Annotated in this window: 12 protein-coding genes; 7 read left to right on the top strand and 5 right to left on the bottom strand. The window is 60.0% G+C overall.

What is annotated here, in order from left to right; genetic code table 11:
• Nucleotides 1–12 precede the first annotated feature (12 nt).
• The 6 genes from O7A05_RS06440 (at nucleotide 13) to O7A05_RS06410 (ending at nucleotide 9,020) form a co-directional block, all read left to right on the top strand.
• Nucleotides 13–915, top strand: coding sequence for an NAD(P)-dependent oxidoreductase (locus O7A05_RS06440; RefSeq protein ID WP_337092151.1), 903 nt, complete (start codon nucleotides 13–15; stop codon nucleotides 913–915).
• Between the two features lie 896 nt (nucleotides 916–1,811).
• The gene (locus tag O7A05_RS06430) at nucleotides 1,812–2,273 is read left to right on the top strand and encodes a (2Fe-2S)-binding protein (RefSeq protein ID WP_337092150.1); all 462 of its coding nucleotides are present in this window, start codon (nucleotides 1,812–1,814) and stop codon (nucleotides 2,271–2,273) included.
• Between the two features lie 10 nt (nucleotides 2,274–2,283).
• Nucleotides 2,284–4,470, top strand: a complete 2,187-nt coding sequence (locus O7A05_RS06425) for a xanthine dehydrogenase family protein molybdopterin-binding subunit (protein WP_337092149.1) — start codon at nucleotides 2,284–2,286, stop codon at nucleotides 4,468–4,470.
• A 398-nt stretch (nucleotides 4,471–4,868) separates the two neighbouring features.
• The gene (locus O7A05_RS06420) at nucleotides 4,869–6,437 is read left to right on the top strand and encodes a CHASE3 domain-containing protein (RefSeq protein WP_337092148.1); all 1,569 of its coding nucleotides are present in this window, start codon (nucleotides 4,869–4,871) and stop codon (nucleotides 6,435–6,437) included.
• Nucleotides 6,438–7,030: 593 nt separating this feature from the next.
• Nucleotides 7,031–7,825: an AraC family transcriptional regulator gene (locus O7A05_RS06415; protein ID WP_337092147.1), complete on the top strand. Its 795-nt coding sequence runs from the start codon at nucleotides 7,031–7,033 to the stop codon at nucleotides 7,823–7,825.
• A gap of 133 nt (nucleotides 7,826–7,958) precedes the next feature.
• On the top strand, nucleotides 7,959–9,020 hold the full coding sequence (locus O7A05_RS06410; protein WP_337092146.1) for an SDR family NAD(P)-dependent oxidoreductase: 1,062 nt from the start codon (nucleotides 7,959–7,961) through the stop codon (nucleotides 9,018–9,020).
• A gap of 283 nt (nucleotides 9,021–9,303) precedes the next feature.
• Here O7A05_RS06410 and O7A05_RS06405 read toward each other — a convergent pair whose 3' ends face one another.
• The 3 genes from O7A05_RS06405 to O7A05_RS06395 form a co-directional block, all read right to left on the bottom strand.
• Nucleotides 9,304–9,879: a carboxymuconolactone decarboxylase family protein gene (locus tag O7A05_RS06405; protein ID WP_337092145.1), complete on the bottom strand. Its 576-nt coding sequence runs from the start codon at nucleotides 9,877–9,879 to the stop codon at nucleotides 9,304–9,306.
• 321 nt (nucleotides 9,880–10,200) lie between these two features.
• A complete protein-coding gene (locus tag O7A05_RS06400) occupies nucleotides 10,201–13,311 on the bottom strand; it encodes an efflux RND transporter permease subunit (RefSeq protein ID WP_337092144.1) in 3,111 nt (1,036 codons plus the stop codon).
• On the bottom strand, nucleotides 13,308–14,465 hold the full coding sequence (locus tag O7A05_RS06395; protein ID WP_337092143.1) for an efflux RND transporter periplasmic adaptor subunit: 1,158 nt from the start codon (nucleotides 14,463–14,465) through the stop codon (nucleotides 13,308–13,310). Before O7A05_RS06395 ends, O7A05_RS06400 begins: the two co-directional genes overlap by 4 nt.
• An 80-nt stretch (nucleotides 14,466–14,545) precedes the next feature.
• On the opposite strand from O7A05_RS06395, the gene O7A05_RS06390 reads away from it, so the two are divergent.
• Nucleotides 14,546–15,010: a hypothetical protein gene (locus O7A05_RS06390; RefSeq protein WP_337092142.1), complete on the top strand. Its 465-nt coding sequence runs from the start codon at nucleotides 14,546–14,548 to the stop codon at nucleotides 15,008–15,010.
• A gap of 437 nt (nucleotides 15,011–15,447) precedes the next feature.
• On the opposite strand, the gene O7A05_RS06385 is transcribed toward O7A05_RS06390, so the two are convergent.
• Together O7A05_RS06385 and O7A05_RS06380 are read right to left on the bottom strand one after the other, a co-directional pair.
• Nucleotides 15,448–16,158, bottom strand: coding sequence for a YoaK family protein (locus O7A05_RS06385; protein WP_337092141.1), 711 nt, complete (start codon nucleotides 16,156–16,158; stop codon nucleotides 15,448–15,450).
• Nucleotides 16,159–16,309: 151 nt separating this feature from the next.
• The gene (locus tag O7A05_RS06380; RefSeq protein WP_337092140.1) at nucleotides 16,310–17,977 is read right to left on the bottom strand and encodes an NAD-dependent malic enzyme; all 1,668 of its coding nucleotides are present in this window, start codon (nucleotides 17,975–17,977) and stop codon (nucleotides 16,310–16,312) included.
• Nucleotides 17,978–18,105: the final 128 nt, after the last annotated feature.

The following is an 18,105-nucleotide window of genomic DNA, read 5'->3' as shown; positions in this document are numbered from 1 at the left end:
AAGGATACGCAAATGAAAGTTGGATTCATCGGGTTGGGGCACATGGGCGCAGCCATGGCCGGAAACCTCCTCCAGGCGGGCCACGACATGACTGTGTACAATCGGACACCGGGTAAGGACGAAGACCTCCGCCATAAGGGCGCCCATGCCGCAAGCCAGGCCTCAGACGCGTGCCAGGATAAAGTCGTGTTTACGATGCTGGCGGACGATCACGCCGTCGAGAGCGTGGTCTATGGGGACGGTGGTATACTGGCGAACCTTCCGAAGGGTGCCGTCCATATTTCGGCGAGCACGATCAGCGTCGCACTTTCGGAGCGGCTGACGGCCGATCACGCTGAAGCCGGTCAGCAATTCATCGCAGCGCCTGTGTTCGGACGGCCAAATGTAGCATCCGCCGGCCAACTGTTTGTGATCGCCGCGGGCGCACCGGACGCCATCGAAATTGCTTTACCTCTCTTCGACGCCATCGGCCAGAAAACGTTCGTGGTCTCTGAAACGCCGAAAGCGGCCAATCTCGTCAAGCTGAGTGGTAATTTTCTGATCGCGTCCGTGTTCGAGTCTCTCGGCGAGGCCTTGGCGCTTGTCGGCAAAGGCGGGATCGATAAGCATCAATATCTCGACATCCTAACATCAACACTCTTCGGCGCGCCCGTCTACAAAACCTATGGCGCGCTCGTCGCCGACGAGACGTTTGAGCCGGCCGGCTTCGCCGCGCCGCTCGGGTACAAGGACATTCGGCTCGTGCTGTCCGTCGCCGAGGATCTGCGCGTGCCACTGCCGCTCGCGAGCCTCTTGCGTGACCGCTTTCTTACCTTGTTCGCCCATGGCGGCGACAAGCTCGACTGGTCGGCGATCGGCGGTTTGGCAGCCAAGGACGCAGGCACTGGAAGCAGTAAAGCCGGTGCGAGTAAATAGGCTGGCGATGCACACGCATATCGAGAGTTCGCCGCAGTCGGCCGACCACGGCGGGCGCATCGTCTCGGTCGCCCGTCATCATCGTCAACACCCATGCTTGGCGAGAGGTGCTCGGCACTAAGGTCGGGACTTCGAGGGCCGATCTGGGGATTCCTGCGCAATCTGACCGCCCGCGGCCTGCGGCGTTAAGCATAAGTCTCCGACGCCCACGGAGGCTTTCAAAGCACAGTCCCGAAGGTGCTGTGCGCCGCGCCTGGCACTGCCGAGTTCAGCGTGCTGGCGCATGCCGGAAAGAGCGGCCGCGGGGTCGTTTGTCACCACTGCATTCGTCCAGGAGAACCGGAAGCCGCGAGCGCCCACTCGCGCGGCGTGAGTCAGAGATCCCGCGCACTGCCCACAACAACACTGCGACCTTCGGCTGTGGACGCCGTGCTGCGGTTTGCTGTCGGCAGGATGCGGCCCGAGGCCAACGGCGACGATATGCGCCGCGTTGATCCCAAGTTCCATCCACCTCGCAGCGCGCTGGATGCTCCACTAGGGACCCAGCGTGCTGTGGGTGCGCAGCGTGCTGTGGGTGCTCGTTATCCAGACCAGCTGCAGCTTATTGATCAGGGGCGGCTGGCAGTTGGATGCGAGGACATGGCAGAACTTGATCGCATCCTTTGCGCGACATCAAGAATCCGATTGGACCAGAATTCATGGTGCCGCCGCTACGATCCTGACCGATGTTGCAAGCTCAGGCCTTGCGCGAGCGCAGGACGAGTGCTGCCGCCAGAGCATTCAGGGCAAGACCGAACCAATCGCGGCAATACGAAGAAAGATATCTGCCGGGCGATATCTACACTCTCAGTCGGACCACCCCTTTTGCCTCAGAGACTGGTAGAGGAACTTACGACGTGGCTGCGACAGACCTAAACGTGAACGGCAGAATGGAGTCGGTCACAGTCAACGATCCCGATACTCCACTGCTTTATGTGCTCAGGAACGAGCTTGGACTGCGTGGACCGCGCTTCGGCTGCGGCCTCGGTCAGTGTGGGGCTTGCACCGTGCTGATCGACGGCGAGGCAGCACGGTCGTGCGTAACGCCACTCTCTTCGGTTGGAGCCAGCAAGGTCGTCACTCTCGAGGGGCTCGGCTCCGATGCAAACCGCCATCCCCTGCAACAGGCCTTCATAGACGAGCAGGCCGTCCAATGTGGATACTGCATCAACGGGATGATCATGCAATCCGCTGCGCTGCTACGGCGCAAAGCAAAGCCTAGCGACCTGGAAATCAAGCAGGAATTGGCAAACAATCTTTGCCGTTGCGGCACGCATCTGCGCATCGTCCGCGCAGTGAGGCGGGCTGCTGGCCGATGAGGAGCATGTCATGACCGTCATCATGGATCGGCGCTCTGTGTTGCTTGCGGCCGGGGCTCTTGTTGTAACCTTTGGTGTTGGCCGCGAGCGTGCAAGGGCTCAAGCGGCCGCGCCGCAAAAGAGTGTATCGCCCGACCGCGTCGAGGGCTTCCTTGCGATCGACCGTGAGGGCAAGGTCACAGTCTACTCCGGCAAGGTCGACCTTGGGACAGGGGTGTGCACAGCCCTCACGCAGATCGTGGCAGAAGAGCTCGATGTGCCGATGAGCCAAGTTGCAATCATCGAGGGCGACACGGCGCTAACGCCAGACCAGGGAACCACGAGCGGCAGCTATTCCATCGAGAAAGGTGGAATGCAATTGCGTCGAGCGGCGGCTAGCGCGCGTCTGGCGCTTCTCCGAAAGGCAGCTACGGCGCTTAAAGTTGAGCTTTCGTCGCTCTTGGTCCAAGACGGGATCGTGAGAGCCTCCAGCGGCCACGAGATCCCGATCGGTCAGCTCGTCAGCGGTGACTCGCTCGCCATCGACGTCGATCCGAACGCTCCTGAAAAACCGGTCTCCGAATATACCATCGTTGGAAAGCCGGTCGCGCGCCTCGATATTCCGCAAAAGGTAGATGGACGCTTCACCTACATGCAGGATTTCAAGCTCCCGAGCATGCTACACGGGCGCGTCATCCGGCCGTCAGGGATCGGCGCGAAACTCGTCTCCTACGAGGAGTCGTCGATAAGCGACATCCCTGGCATTGTCCGAGTGGTCCGCATCGGCAACTTCCTCGGCGTCGTCGCCCAAACCGAATGGAGCGCGGTTAAGGCGGCCCAGCAATTGACCGTAACATGGTCGAAATGGGAAGGGCTGCCTGACCAGACGCAGCTCTGGGATCACGTCCGCAAAACGAGGATAGTCCATGACGATATCCTCAGCAATGTGGGCTCGTCGACATCGGCGATTGCGGCGACGCCACGGAAACTCTCGGCGACCTATGATTTTGCTATACACACGCACGGCTCCATCGGCCCTTCCTGTGCGGTCGCCTCCTTTAGCGAAGGCGCTGTCACCTGCTGGACCGCCTCCCAGGCCACACATAATCTTCGCAAGCAACTAGCGGCGATGCTCGAGCTTTCGGACGCAAAGGTTCGCTGTGTCTACGTCGAAGGCGCCGGTTGCTATGGCCGCAACGGGCATGAGGACGCGGCGGCGGACGCGGCGCTATTGGCGCGGGCGGTAGGCAGTCCAGTCCGCGTCCAATGGATGCGCGCCGACGAGCATGGCTGGGATCCGAAAGGGCCGCCCACTCTTCTCGACATGCATGCCGGCATCGATCAGGGTCATGAGCTCGTCGCATGGGAATCCGAGCTGTTTATTCCTCAAGGCGGCCCCACGTTAGTGGAGCTTGTCGGCGCCGGCCTTGCCGGGCTGAAAGATCTGAGCCAGCTTAGCCCGGGCGGCGTCCTCAACGATCTCGCAATCCCGTACACCTTTCCGAATGTGAAGACGACCGCGCATCGGCTCGAATCGACGCCGCTCAAGCCGTCCTGGATCCGTTCTCCTGGACGGCTGCAAAACACGTTTGCGAACGAGTCTTTCATGGATGAGATCGCCGCGGAACTGCACGCCGATCCACTGGAATTCCGCCTCGATCATCTCGACGATCGGCGCGGCAAGGAGCTTCTGGAGCGACTCGCGACGCTTAGCAACTGGCGTGCGCGGCCGCAGCCCGATCGGAGCGCGGACGTCGTTACCGGGCACGGCCTCGCCTATGTCAAATACGAGTTGGTCCGTACCTATGTTGGCGCCGTCGCAGAGGTGCGTATCAACCGAAAGACAGGGGAGATTGCGGTCCAGCGCTTCTATATCGCGCATGATTGCGGGCAGATCATCAATCCGGACGGACTGCGCAATCAGATCGAAGGCTGCATTGTGCAGACGGTGAGCCGGGTGCTAAAAGAGGAAGTGACCTTCGACCACTCCATGGTGACCAGCCTCGACTGGGCCACCTATCCGATCCTGACCTTTCCCGAAGTTCCCGACGTGGTGATCGATCTGATTGATCGACCAAACGAGCCCCCATGGGGCGGCGGCGAACCGTCCTGTGCGGTCGTACCGGCGGCAATCAGCAATGCCATCTTCGAGGCGACCGGCGCGCGAGTCCGTTCGGTGCCGTTTACCCCAGCGAAGGTAAAGCCCGCGCTCCACTAGCTGTGAGCCTTCAGGAGGTTGTCAAATCGGCCCGACCGAGAACCTGATATCGAAGCTTCAGTTATTCTCGGAGGACCGAATGAAGGGTGAGCGCCCAAACTGTGTTCGGGGCGGCGTGCGGCGAACGTGCCGTCGTGTTCAACATCATTCAAATATCTTCGCGCCGCCCGGCTGCGCCATAGCCATTCCGGCACGCTGCGAATTAGCGCTGCCTTCGAAGGACCCCGGCTGCAATATGCTCCGGCAAATCAGCCAGGCGGCGGGTCCAGAGTCCCAGCTTGGAATGCCGCCGTGTTCGCTAGGGCTTGACGGGAGAATCGACGTGCATATGCCCCGGCCGGACTGTAGAATCTGAAGTGAGGCCCCCGAAGGGTTCGCCGCGGCCTGGAGGAGTTTGTGTGTCCGCTTTGGCAAACCTGCCGATTTTAAGCAAGCTGCTAGCGGCGTTTGTCGTGGTGCTTGCCACCATTTTTGTGAGCAGCGCAGTAGTTTACGACCGGCTGCTAGTAGTGGAGGAAGCCAAGAATTGGCGCATCCATTCCACCGACGTAGTGGTCGCCCTAAGCACAGCAAGGCATGCCGTACTGGAGCAGGAATCGAACCTCCGCGGCTACATACTTACCGGTGATGACAGTTTTCTGGAGTCTTCCCGTCAGAGCAACGCTAGGTACGAGCAGTTAATTAGCAAGCTCAGAGATTTAACTAAAGACAACCTGTCCCAGCAGAGTCGGCTCAATGCGCTCGATGATTTGGAGAAGAAATGGCGATCTAGCATTGCGGATCGTGAAATTGCTCTCATGCCAAAGCCCGAGGGGCAGGAGGGTGCGCGTGCCATTGAAAGCTCAATGGTTGGCAGAAGCTTAATCGATCTTATTCACGCGAAAGCCGAGGAGATCGAGAAAGCTGAGCTGGAGCTCCTTGCAGGGCGAGACGCTACTCAGCGAAAGGCCTTTACGGCAGCGTATACGATGACGGTGCTTGGCTGCGCGGTCTCATTGGTCATAGCGGCGTTGATGGCCGCTCTTGTCACCCGATCCATTGCTGCGCCTATCGGACGCCTCACGGCAGCAATAACGACACTCGCCAAGGGGTTCACCGCCGTCGAGGTGCCCAGGATCGAGCGCAGCGACGAAGTCGGCAAGATGGCTGCCGCAGTCCAGGTTCTGAAGGACAGCATGATCGAGCGTGAGAGGCTTCAGTCTGAGCTAGCGCATGCAAACCGAGTGGTGACCATGGGCCAACTCACGGCTTCAATTGCGCATGAGGTAAACCAGCCGGTTGCCGCTGTGGTCACGAATGCACAAGCCGCCTTGCGCTGGTTGGGTGGTCAACAGCCGAACCTCAAGGAAGCACAACATGCTCTCCGCAGCATCGTCAATGAAGGGACGCGGGTTTCGGAAGTCGTTCAGCGCATTCGTGCCCTGTTCATGAAATCACCTCGGCGATCTGAGCTCCTCCATGTCAACAGCCTGATGCTCGAAGTCGTGGCCCTCACGCGACGGCAAGTCCTCGCAAATGACGCTCAGCTTCGCCTAGAGCTTATGGAGGGATTGCCGCCCATCCGTGGGGATCGGGTCCAGTTACAACAGGTCATGCTCAATCTGATCATCAATGCTATCGAGGCCATGGCTGGCGTTCGCGACGGGTCACGAGAATTGCTGATCAGAACCTGTCAGGCGGAGCCGGCCGCGATTGTCGTTGAGGTGTGCGACACTGGTCCGGAGATGGACCCTCAAAGTCTAGAGCGGCTTTTCGACGCGTTCTACACCACCAAGCCTGGAGGGCTCGGCATGGGGCTCTCCATCTCGCGAACCATTGTCGAACGGCATGGCGGCGAGTTGTCGGCTGCGGCGAATGAACCTCGAGGCGCCATTTTTCGGTTCTCCGTGCCCGCCGAAGACAGCGCCGGCTCACAGGCGGTGTCCATCTCCGCCGGCGATGCCCGGCACGGGACCGCCCAACTCTGAGAAAACCATAGCAGTCGGCTTGCCGCTAAGGTGACAAGGCACACGGACGGTGGTCCAGGCGAGAGCGCCGAATTCGCACTTCACTCAACTCAAGGTTCTTTGGTTTCCGATGCGTGTCGGGTCGGCTTTAACCGAGTCAGCGAGAACGCTTCCGCTGCCATAAGCTCGTACGGTCCAGATCTGCGGCCAAAACAGTCGATCACACCCAGTGACTTGGGAAAAATCATACACAAGTATAGGCTCGCCACACCGAGATTCTACCAGCGTTTACCTGTGTACGATGGAGAGGTCCGCAGGTCGCAAGTAACTAAGGCGCACGGCACCGAATAAAGGTGTCCAAACCGCAAGGTGCGCTGATGCTGTTAAACTCGTCACTCTCCAAGCTCGAGCCATTTGCCACCGCTGGTGGCGCGGTTTTGCCGGCGGCTCTGCCGTCGCGGCCAATTCCGAGAAGCCTTTCCGAGCTCCGCAGACGCGAGGCGGCGCACGTCGCCGGCCAACTCGATACAGTCGCATGTAGCGGGCTTGTTGGTCCGCTTGTCGAGATATCCCCGGCCTATGCGGCCACACGGCGAGCCGTGACCTGCGGCGGCATGATTGCCGAGATCGTCGAGACCAGGGATGACATCAGAGCTGAGTACCATTTCAACGCCCCCGTGCATCTGCTCGCCGTCTGGGAGCAAGGCGTTCGGCGCGCAGGGGAGACGTCTGTGGACGGTCTGCCACGATCTGGTTTGAAGGACCGGACGGGGAGAACAAGCTTCGTGCCCGCAAATCACGCGTATCACGACTGGCACGAGGCGCAGGGCGTGACCCGGATCATTTTCGTGTACTTCGATCCGGCCCAGGTGTCGAACCCCGATGTGCCGATGCCGCGGCTCTTCTTCGAGGATGCGGTGCTCCTGGCGCTCGCGCTCAATCTCGGCAAAATCGTCGAGAGGTCCGCTGCAGGCGATGCCTTGTATCTTCAGGCGCTGGCCCTCGTGCTTGCCCGCGAGCTATGTCGCCTCGATCAAGCGGCTTCGCAAGCCGACACTCCTGTCCGCGGCGGGCTTGCCGCATGGCAGCAGCGAGTGGTTGCAGCTCACATTGAACAGCATCTCGCAGAGCCGATATCACTTTCGGATCTCGCGGAACTCGCGCGTCTAAGCACGTATCACTTCGCCAGAGCCTTCAAGCGATCATTCGGCGTGCCGCCTCATCGGTTCCACGTCACGCGGCGCATCGAACGGGCAATGGTGCTGCTTGTTGAGTCTGCGATGTCCGTGACAGAAATAGGTCTTACCGTGGGCTTCAGCGAGACCAGCGCGTTCACGGCCACCTTCCGCAAGCTGACCGGCTTCACGCCCACTGCCTACTCGCGCAGCCAGGCGGCTGCCCCTTATTGACTGGGGCTTTGATCGCAGCCGCCACGGCAAGACGGATCCGATCAAAACCGACGCCCGGCTCCATCGTGATCGGCTCGGAGTTCCGATTATCGCGAAGAAACTTGCAGCTTGTGAGGCTTTGAAAGGAAACGAGATGGGACACGACAATTCCAAAACCGGAGACACCACCCGCCGCACCTTGCTTTTGGGAAGCGGGGTTGCGATTGCCACCTTGGCAAGCAGCAGGCAGGCCAGCGCGGCTTCGTCAGCAGCAATGGCGCATGCACCCGTCGCCGAGCCCGTACCTGGTCCTTATCCGATACCACCCAAGGACAGGTCTGCTGGCCCGATCCTACCCGGCCGGGGTTCGACCCTGTCGGGCAAGATCGCGGTCGTTACCGGAGCCGCTCGCGGCATCGGCCGCGCAATCGCGGTCGAATTTGCTGCGAACGGTGCGGACGTCATCGCGCTCGACATTGCAGGTCCGGTGAGCCCCACGGCAGATGCGATTCCTGCAACGGACAGCGAGCTTTCGGAGACTGTTGCGCAGATCCAGAAATATGGTCGACGCGGAGCGGCCGTGAAGGCTGACATCCGGGACATCGCGGCGCTACGCCGGGTCGCCGACCAGGTCGAACGTGAGTACGGGAAGATCGACATTGTGGTCGCCAATGCAGCGATCCAAGGTTGGAAGCCTTTGATGCAGATGGATGACATGGATTGGCGGGATCAGATTGAAAACAATCTCAACGGCACGGCCAATACCATCCGCGCTTTCGGTCCCAGAATGGTTGCTCGCAAATATGGTCGCCTCATCCTGCTTTCATCTATGCAGGGGAGGATGGGGACCAAAGATGGCGCGAGTTATTCCGCCTCGAAATGGGGGATTCTCGGCCTGATGAAATCCGCGGCGCTCGAGCTTGGTCAGCACAACATCACGGTCAACGCGATATTGCCCGGCTTGGTCGGCACCCCACTAACGTACAATGAGCAGCGCTTTCGGGCTGCGATCGAGCAATCGAACAGAACGCCCACAGCTAATCCGACCGCGCAGGAGGCTTGGGAAGCGCGTGCACCGACCGTGCCGCTCCAGGTGGGTTGGCTGCAGCCGGAGGATATTTCACCAACCGCAGTCTTCCTGGCGTCCGATGCTGCTGCGTTGGTGACCGGGGCTGAGTTTGCGGTCACGGGCGGGGATGCTGCAAAGGCAAGTTGAGGCAATCCGCAGCCCGACGGCTCATCTATTCCAGGGAAACATGATTTTTCCCCTGATCTGCGGGCATACCAATCGTGACATCCGACGGCATCACTGCCGCTGCCATCGACGGCGGTCATCATCGCTTCCTCGCGCTTGCTGTCGCAATAGACGCTGTTCGAGCTCAGGGCGGTTAAGTCTCACGTCGGCCGAGGAATCTCAACCGTGCGGGCAATGGGATCGTCAGCAGGCCGCAACGCGATCGCCAGCACAGCTGCTTCAGCGCAAGAGCGAACTGGCGCGTTCAGAGGGCATTCTTGCTCTCCGGTACCGGCACCTCGAAGCCGTTCAATATCACCGATACGAGGCTGTAAAGGCCGGTCAGGTAAATGAGTTCGGCGGCGCCATCCGCGCCGAAGGTTTTCACCGCGTGTCGATAGACCAGATCGGGAAGAAGCCTCCCCGATACCAGCGCGGAAGCGACATCGTATGCCGCCGCTTGCTGGCGCGTCAGGTCCACCGGACGTTGCCCGGCTGCGATGGTTGCGATTGTTTCCTCAGCCAGCCCATTCGCCTCTGCAACAAGAACATGGGCATAGAGTTCGTAGGCTGAGTGAAAATGTACGCCCGTCACAAGGATCGCGACCTCGCGGACCGGCTTTGGCAGCGTGGGCGACGCGGAAAGCGCCTTGACGAGCTCCCAGGTTGGGCCGCCGAATCTTGAGAAGTGTAACCATGGATTCCATGGACCCATCAATGCGCCGTCATCGTTGACCGCCGCAAAGCCTTTGAAGCTGCTCTGGATGCCGTTTTGCATGTCGTCATAGAGATCACGTTGGTCCGGACTGAGTTCCGACGGTAAGAGAAGGGGTAGGCGCATGGCTATCCTGTGGGTTGGAGTGCGCGTTTCGTCAGGCAAAGGGTAGTCGATCGGGTCAGACGAATGAAATGCATCGTCTCCATAGCTAGGCGGGAGGACAATGCTTGCCTGATATTGCTGCCGATATTGAGAGTTAGGCTTTTGCGACCTTCTGACGATGTTCAACTGTGGACTGTAGTCGTCTTGGCAAAGAAGAAGACGGTTTTTCCGAGTTCTTGGGCTGAGATATATGGCCCGCCGGCTGTAATCGACGTCTTGAGTTTGGTCGGTCGGAGTCTCCTGACTGGATCCGATGTTGAGCAGGAAAGGCTCAAGCGCATTCTACGCTTCTACCACATCGGGATACTTCTCTTTCCCGGGCTGGCGCCGGCGCCGCACCAACCCGCTGAGTTGGTCCAGGTAGAGGTAGACGACCGGCGTGGTAAAGAGCGTCAACAGTTGAGAAAGCAGCAGGCCGCCGACGATAGTGTAGCCGAGCGGCTGGCGGAGTTCAGATCCAACGCCGGTGCCGAGCATCAGCGGGAGGCCGCCGAGGAGCGCCGCAACAGTGGTCATGAGGATAGGGCGGAACCGTAGCCGGCACGCTTGATAGATTGATTCCTCCGGGCTCAGTCCCTCGATGCGTTCGCGCTCAAGTGCGAAGTCGACGAGCATGATGCCGTTCTTCTTGACGATGCCGATGAGCAGGATAATGCCGATCATGCCTATTACGTCGAGCGGTCTCTGCGCGACCATCAGCAACAGAAGCGCACCGATGCCGGCCGACGGCAGCGTCGACAAAATGGTGATGGGATGAATCAGACTTTCGTAGAGAACGCCGAGGATAATATAAATGACCACAAGCGCTACCACGACCAGCATCACTTCTCCCGACAGAGCTGAGGTGAAGGCGTTCGCATTACCTTGGAAAGTCGTCGTGAGCGACGCCGGCCTCCCGCTTTCCTGTTCGATTTGGTGAATGGCGTTGACCGCGTCGCCGAGTGCCACGCCCGGTTTCAGGTTGAACGAGATCGTAGTCGAGGGGAACAGGCCCTGATGGTTGACCACGCTCGGCGCCGTCGTGACTGTATTCTTGACCAGGGTGTCGAGCGGTACCTGCTGCCCGGCAGATGAGGGTGTATAGATGTCGCTGAGCGCCTCGGGGCCGGTTTGGAAGCGCGGGTCGACCTCGAGCACGACGTGGTATTGGTTCAGCGGCGTGTAGATGGTCGAGACAATTCGCTGGCCGAAGGCATCGTCCAGAATGTTGTCGACCGTCCCAGGCAGGATGCCGAAGCTCGATGCGACTTCGCGGTTGACGGTAACGTTGAGCCGCGGCCCGCCACTTTCCTGGTCTGTTGCCACGTCCGAGATCAAGGGCAGCGCTTGCAGCTTTTCGAGGAAGAAGGCCGACCAGTGATTGAGCTCGTTGGAATCTGCATCCGTCAACGAGTACTGATATTGCGTTTTGGCGACACGCGCCCCGACGGTGATATCTTGCGCTGCTTGCATGTACAGCCTGATGCCCTCGATTTTAGCCAATGAAGCTTGCAGGCGATTGATCACCTGGTCGGCGGAAGCATCGCGCTGCTCGCGCGGTTTCAGGGCGATGAAGAGGCGGCCTTGATTAAGGGTGGAAGTCGCACCGGAAGGCCCGATGCTGGACCCAACCGAAGCGACTGCCGGATCGGCGATCACCACACGGATGGCTGCCTGTATGCGCGCGCTCATCGCCTGAGATGAGACATCCGGCGCTGCTTCCGCGATGCCGGTTATCATTCCGGTATCCTGTTGCGGGAAGAAGCCCTTGGGAACGACAGAGTAAAGGTAGCCGGTGAGCCCGATCGTGGCGAGCATTACGAGCAGTGTGATGAACCGGTGCTTCAGGGCTACACGAAGAGCCCGCTCATACGCGCCAAGCAAGCCATCGAAGCCGCGCTCGAAGCGCATATAAAGGCGCCCGTGCGTCTCGGCCGGACGCTTCAGGAGGCGGGCACACATCATGGGGGTTAGGGTCAGCGAGACTAGAAGGGACAGCACGAGCGAGACGCTGACCGTGATGGCAAACTCCTGAAACAGCTTGCCGATATAGCCACCCATGAGGAACAGTGGAATGAAGACCGCAATTAGCGAAAGCGTTATTGATACGATCGTGAAGCCAATTTCGGCGGAGCCTTTGAGGGCAGCCTCCATCGGAGAAAGACCCTCCTCCAGGTGACGTGTGATGTTCTCGATCACGACGACCGCGTCATCAACCACGAAGCCGACAGCAATTGAGAGCGCCATGAGCGACAGATTGTCGAGATTGTAACCCAGTGCGTACAGTACGGCGAATGTTCCTACGAGCGAGAGCGGCACTGTCACAGCCGGAATGACAGTCGCCCAGACATTACGCAGGAAGATGAAGATGACCATGATCACCAGCGCAATCGTGAGAATCAATGTGAACTGAACGTCCTTAACGGAAGCGCGGATGGTTTGAGTTCGATCCGAAAGCACATCGAGCTTGATCGCCGGTGGGATTGAGGCTTGAAGCTGCGGCAACAACGCCTTGACGCGATCGACCGTGTCGATCACGTTGGCGCCAGGCTGGCGCAGGATCGTGAGGAAAACCGCGCGCTGGTCATTGTACCAGCCCGCGTTGAAGACGTTTTCCGGCCCCGCTGTCACATTGCCGACGTCGCTAATGCGAACCGGTGAGCCGTTTCGGTAAGCTATGATCAGATTTTGGTACTGGTCTGGTTTTACGATTTGATCGTTGGTGTTGAGCGTATAACTCTGTTTCGGACCGTTGAGAGTGCCCTTCGGCTGATCGACATTCGCCTGGCCGAGTATGGTGCGTACATCTTCCATGCTTATGCCGCGATTGGCGAGCGCTTGCGGGTCGACCTGAACGCGGACGGTCGGTTTTTGCTGGCCGCCGATCCCGACCTGTCCGACGCCGGCGATTTGCGAGAGCTTGGGGACCAGGATACCTTCGACATACGCATCTACTGTAGTGAGCGGGACCGATTTGGAGGTGAGGGCGAGGACCAGGATAGGGGTATCGGCCGGGTTCACCTTGCGGATCGTGGGAGGGTAGGTCATGCCTTGGGGCAAATACGGGCTTGCGGCGTTGATCGCTGCGAGCACGTCGGCGGCAGCACTATCGACGTCACGGCTCAGATCGAACTGAACCGTGAGCTGTGTGGTACCGAGCCCACTCGCAGAACTCAGCTGCGTGACCCCCGGAATAAGCGAGAGCTGCTGTTCGAGTGGGGTCGCGACCGAGGATGCCATCGTCTGCGGATCGGCGCCTGCAAGCTGCGCCTGGATCTGAATGGTCGGGAAGTTCACGTTCGGCAGGGCTGCCACGGGCAGAAGCGGGTAGGCCACGAGCCCCAGCAGCAGCACTGCCAGCATCAGCAGCGCCGTCGCGATCGGGCGGCGGATGAAAAATGCCGAAAAGTTCATGGGATTTCCTGCTCTATGGAGCTCTGCAACTGAGCGCCGCGGGCGGCCTGTCCAGTCAGTTCCTGGATAGAGGCACCCGGCTGCAGTCTATACTGGCCGTCCACGACGACCTTCTCGCCAGCCTGAAGACCGGAATCTATCAGGGCTATGCCGTCGTCAATCTGCGCGACCTCGATCGGACGCGTCTGCACTGTTCCGTCGGAGCCGATGACCCATACAAACGATCCTTGCGGCCCTTGCTGCACGGCCGAACCGGCGATCGTCAGGCCGCCCTGGCGGGTGTCGAGAAGCAGTCGTACATTGAGGAGTTCGCCGGGCCACAGGGTGCGCTTGGCATTGGGGAAGCTGGCACGCAGTCGAATCGTTCCGGTGGTCTGGACGATTTGATTGTCAATAAGATCGAGCTTGCCTGTATCAAGCTTGACCTTGTCGTCTTGACTGTATGCGAGGACTGTCAGCGGTCCCGTGGCCATTTGCTGCTGGATCTCAACGAAGTCGGTCTGCGGCAGGAAGAAGAACAGCGAGGCCGGCTGGATCTGTGCGATATCGACAAGACCGTTCGCGCTGGACGGAGTGATGATATTCCCTTGGTCGACCTGACGAACGCCCGTCACCCCGTCGATCGGAGCCGTCAGCCTCGTATAGCTCAAGTTCGTTCGTGCCTGGGCGATGACGCCTTCGTCGTATTTCACCTGCGCCTGCAGTTGGTTTGATTGGGCATTCTGGGTTGCCACGAGCTGCGTGGTGGCGAACCCCTTCTGCTGCAGTGCGGTATAGCGGTTTAGATCAGCGCGGGCATTGAGGAGCTGCGCCTGATCGCGGTCGCGGGTCGCGACCGCCTGGTCAAGCTGTGCTTGATAAGGCCGCGGGTCGATCTCGGCGAGAAGATCTCCCTTCTTCACTGTCTGTCCCTGGATAAAGGCTATCTTGATGATCTGTCCGGTGATTTGGCTTTGGACAATCACATTGTTGTAGGCGACGACTGTGCCCATCCCGCGTAGATAGACGGGCACGTTGCCGCTCTCAACTGTTCCGGCGACCACTGGAACGGCCGGAGGTGGGAGGGCGGCCTGGGCCGGTGCGGTCGTATCGCCGACGTACCACACTGCCAGCCCGGCGCCGCCAATGACAGCTACCGCCGTGATGAGCACCATGAATCTTTTGCGCATAAAAAACCCCGCTTTAGTAGCACCCGGGAAGGGACGCGACTGTGCTCGTCGATCCGGAGCCCGAGTTGGAACTGCTCCCGCTGCTCAGACCACTGCACGCACCACTGCCGGACGAGGGGACGCTTATCGCAGTACTGCCGATGCTGTTGCTCGTGCTGCTCGGTGCCTGGATCGTAATTATTGGGCTCACGCCGGCATTGCTCAATTCAGTCGAGCTCAGCGGGATTGTGCCGCCATTCAGTGCAGAACTTGTGCTCGAACCCGGGGTTGACAGAGGTGACGCAGTGCCACCCGAAGATAAGTTGGGCGAGGACGTGCAATCCGATGCTGAAGCCATTGAGGCGGGCGTTGTGAGTCCACCTCCGTCGAAGGTCGAACAGGTTGTGCCGATTGCTGTGCTCACTCCCCCTGGATCAATCTCGGTCGCACCCAGAGGAATGCCGGTGCTGGATGCACCCGAGCCGCTGGACCCCGGAATGCCGAGCGGGGAGGTCGCTCCTGATGATAGTGTGCTCATCGTTTGCGCATAACTTGCGCTGCAGCTGAACAAGAGGGCAACGATGATCATGGACGTCCGTCGCATGGAATCTCCTGTTGCTTCAACGAGGGGCACCGCCCGGCGTCGCGTTAAGGCGAGGGGAACTTCTTCGTGATCGATGTCGCTGTTCCGTGCCGGAGCGGAAACCAATACTCCAACCATGGGCCGGAACAGCACCTATACGGTAGCTAAGGCTTCAAGCGGGAACTGGCTTGATCGCTACTGCTGCCATTGGCTTGCTCTTGCGCAAAGAGATTGCCGATAACGGTCAGGCCAGTCGGAACTGTTCGTCGGCCGCTGCAAACCTAGAGTATCCGAGGGTACATCCTGCCGACTATCCTTGTTCTTGTAGAACTGGAGGCTGATTGCGTAATTGAGCTTATCTGCTGAATATATTGGCAGATTAGCATAGCCCGTCGGACGTTCTTTCTAGCGACAAATCGTGGTTGGGCCGGCATGGATTGTCCCCAGCACGACAGCGATAAGCGCGCCGCTTGCCGGCAGCAGGAGCGACCACAGGCCGAATGCTTGTTCGCAGGCTGCACCGAGTGCGCATCCGGTGAAGAAGCCGGCAATCACCAGTCCCGCCCGCTGCGCACGCTTTCTTGCGTTGATCCGATCGCCGGTACTGCTTCCAAACAGCGCCTCGCTGAAATCCGCCACGAAACGCGTTATGTTGGTTGTCATGACCGCAGTGGAGGGCGCCCCTTTCAAGAGCTGCACAAGAGCGTTTTGAAGAGCCATGGCCGAGACGCCCAGCATGCCCGCGACAACCATGTTTGCTGAATCAGGATCCACATGCGGTCCGTTCTCGATACAGGTGGCAAGGAAAGCAGAAAGAAGGGCGAACTGCAGCAGGAGCAGAGGCAGCAGGGAGGGGATCCGCATACGCTCCAATCCAGTCACAAGAAGTTTCACCAGGGTGACTGTGAGCACGAACACCGGAACCGAGATCAAATGAGCCACTGGCGCTTGACCGTCGCCGACAAGCCTGGCGGCAAGTACAACGAGATTTCCGGTAATATGGGCTATGAACAGGCCGCCAAGTCCGAGGAAGCCGATGACGTCTACGCTGCCTGCGATCAGACTGAGCGCAAACAGCAACGGTTTACTGCCGGCCGACTCGTCGACCCAGTCCACTGCGGCCCCTTTTATCACACCCGTTTCAACACTGCCTGGATGCGATGCGGCTACGCCCGGGTCAACGCAGACTACGGACGACCCCTCCCCAGAATGTACAGGTGCGCGCTCGCTCATGCCTGATCCGCATGCATCGGTTTGGGAAGCGATCTTAGCCGGCCTCCTCCGAATAGATTGGTCGGTAAGTGCAAGCACTGATCAGCGCACCGATATCGTTCGGGCGCGGCACCCTTGCCAAGCCCTGATCGAAAATGTAGGCGGCGATCCTCTCGGCGACATGGAGCGATGCCTCGAGAATGCGGCTCTGCGGCGGATAGATCAGTCCGGTCGCGAGGTGCTCCTCACTAACCTGCTCCGCCACGGCCTTGGCGGCGACGATGAACATGTCCTCGGTCACTCGGGTCGCATCGGTGGCAAAGACCGCTAAGCCCATGGCCGGGAAGATGTAGACATTGTTGCCTTGCCCCGGCACAAAGCGCCGCCCGTCGATCTCGACTGGCGGGAACGGGCTGCCGCTCGCGAAGACCGCCCGACCTTGCGACCAGCCATAGGCCTCCGTGGCGGTGCACTCGGAGCGCGAAGTCGGGTTGGAGTAGGGAAAGATGATCGGCCGTTCGTTGATCTCGGCCATAGCCTCGATGACTTGCTGATCAAACAGGTTCGGCGTGGTGCTGACGCCGATGATGCCCGTTGGCCTGAGCGCCTTTACTGCCTCGACGAAAGTCGCGACCGGCGCATGATCCAAGGCGAACGGCTGCTGAAAGTTGGTGAGATCAGTGCGCGATTTCACTACCAGGCCATTGACATCGAACAGGGCGTTGCGCCCCCGCGCCGCCGTGAGCTCCGTGCCCTCGCTCGCCATCGCGAGGCTGATCAGCTCGGCAATGCCGGTCGCCGCCGAGCCTGCGCCGAGGAACAGGAATCTCTGCTCGCAGAGCCGCTGCCCTGAGATGCGCAGCGCTGCGTAGATGCCGGCCAGCGCGACACCTGCAGTACCCTGGATGTCGTCGTTGAAGGTGCAGATCCTGTCGCGGTGCCGCTCGAGAATGGGAACAGCGTTGAAGTTTGCGAAGTCCTCCCATTGGATACAGCACCTGGGATAAAGCGCCTGCACGGCATCGACGAATTCGTCGATGAAGGCCGCATACTCCGTGCCCCGGATTCGCTCACGACGCAAGCCGAGATACAGCGGGTCCTCCAGGAGTTCGTGATTGTTGGTGCCGACATCGAGGACGACTGGCAGACAGTGTTGCGGCGGCACTCCTGCGCAGGCGGTGTAGAGCGTCAGTTTGCCGATCGGAATTCCCATACCGCCAGCGCCAAGATCGCCAAGTCCGAGGATGCGCTCGCCATCGGTGACAACTATGAAGCGCACATCCTTTTCCGGCCAATTGGCAAGCAGCTCTTTCAGCCGACCGCGCGCAGTGATCGGCAGATATAGCCCGCGTGGCGCGCGAAAAACATGGCCGAACTTTTGGCAAGCCTCGCCAACTGTCGGCGTATAGACGAGCGGCATGTAGGTGGCCGGGTCCGACATCAAGAGCGCGTAATAGAGCGTCTCGTTGCGCGCCTGCAGATCCGACAGCGCCAGGTACTTCTGCAGGTCGTCGTCGAGAGCGGCGATCTCGTCATGCCGGCGCGCCACCTGCAGAGCGATCGTGCTCACCGCGGGCGGCAGCAGACCCTCCAAACCTGATGCTCGCCGCTCTGCCTCGGAGAACGCCGTCCCCTTGTTGAGGCGGGGATTGCGCAGCAAGTTGCAGCCGGTGGGATGTTCCGTGGTAGGCACCTCAATCTGGATCGATGCGCGCGCGGTCATTTGATTGCTCCGATGTGATGTGTACCGGGTTGGTCTCTCGAAAGGGGGCGTGAGCGGTCACTGCCGCGGGCATCGCTGATGCGAGACGCTCCGCTTCGCGACAACGTGTGCCGGGTTGAGGCCCTTCA

This window comes from Mesorhizobium argentiipisi (SeqCode), assembly GCF_037179585.1.
Lineage (GTDB): Bacteria > Pseudomonadota > Alphaproteobacteria > Rhizobiales > Rhizobiaceae > Mesorhizobium > Mesorhizobium argentiipisi.
The sequence above is the reverse complement of the archived record's forward strand: the minus strand, read 5'-3'. Positions and strand labels throughout refer to the sequence as shown.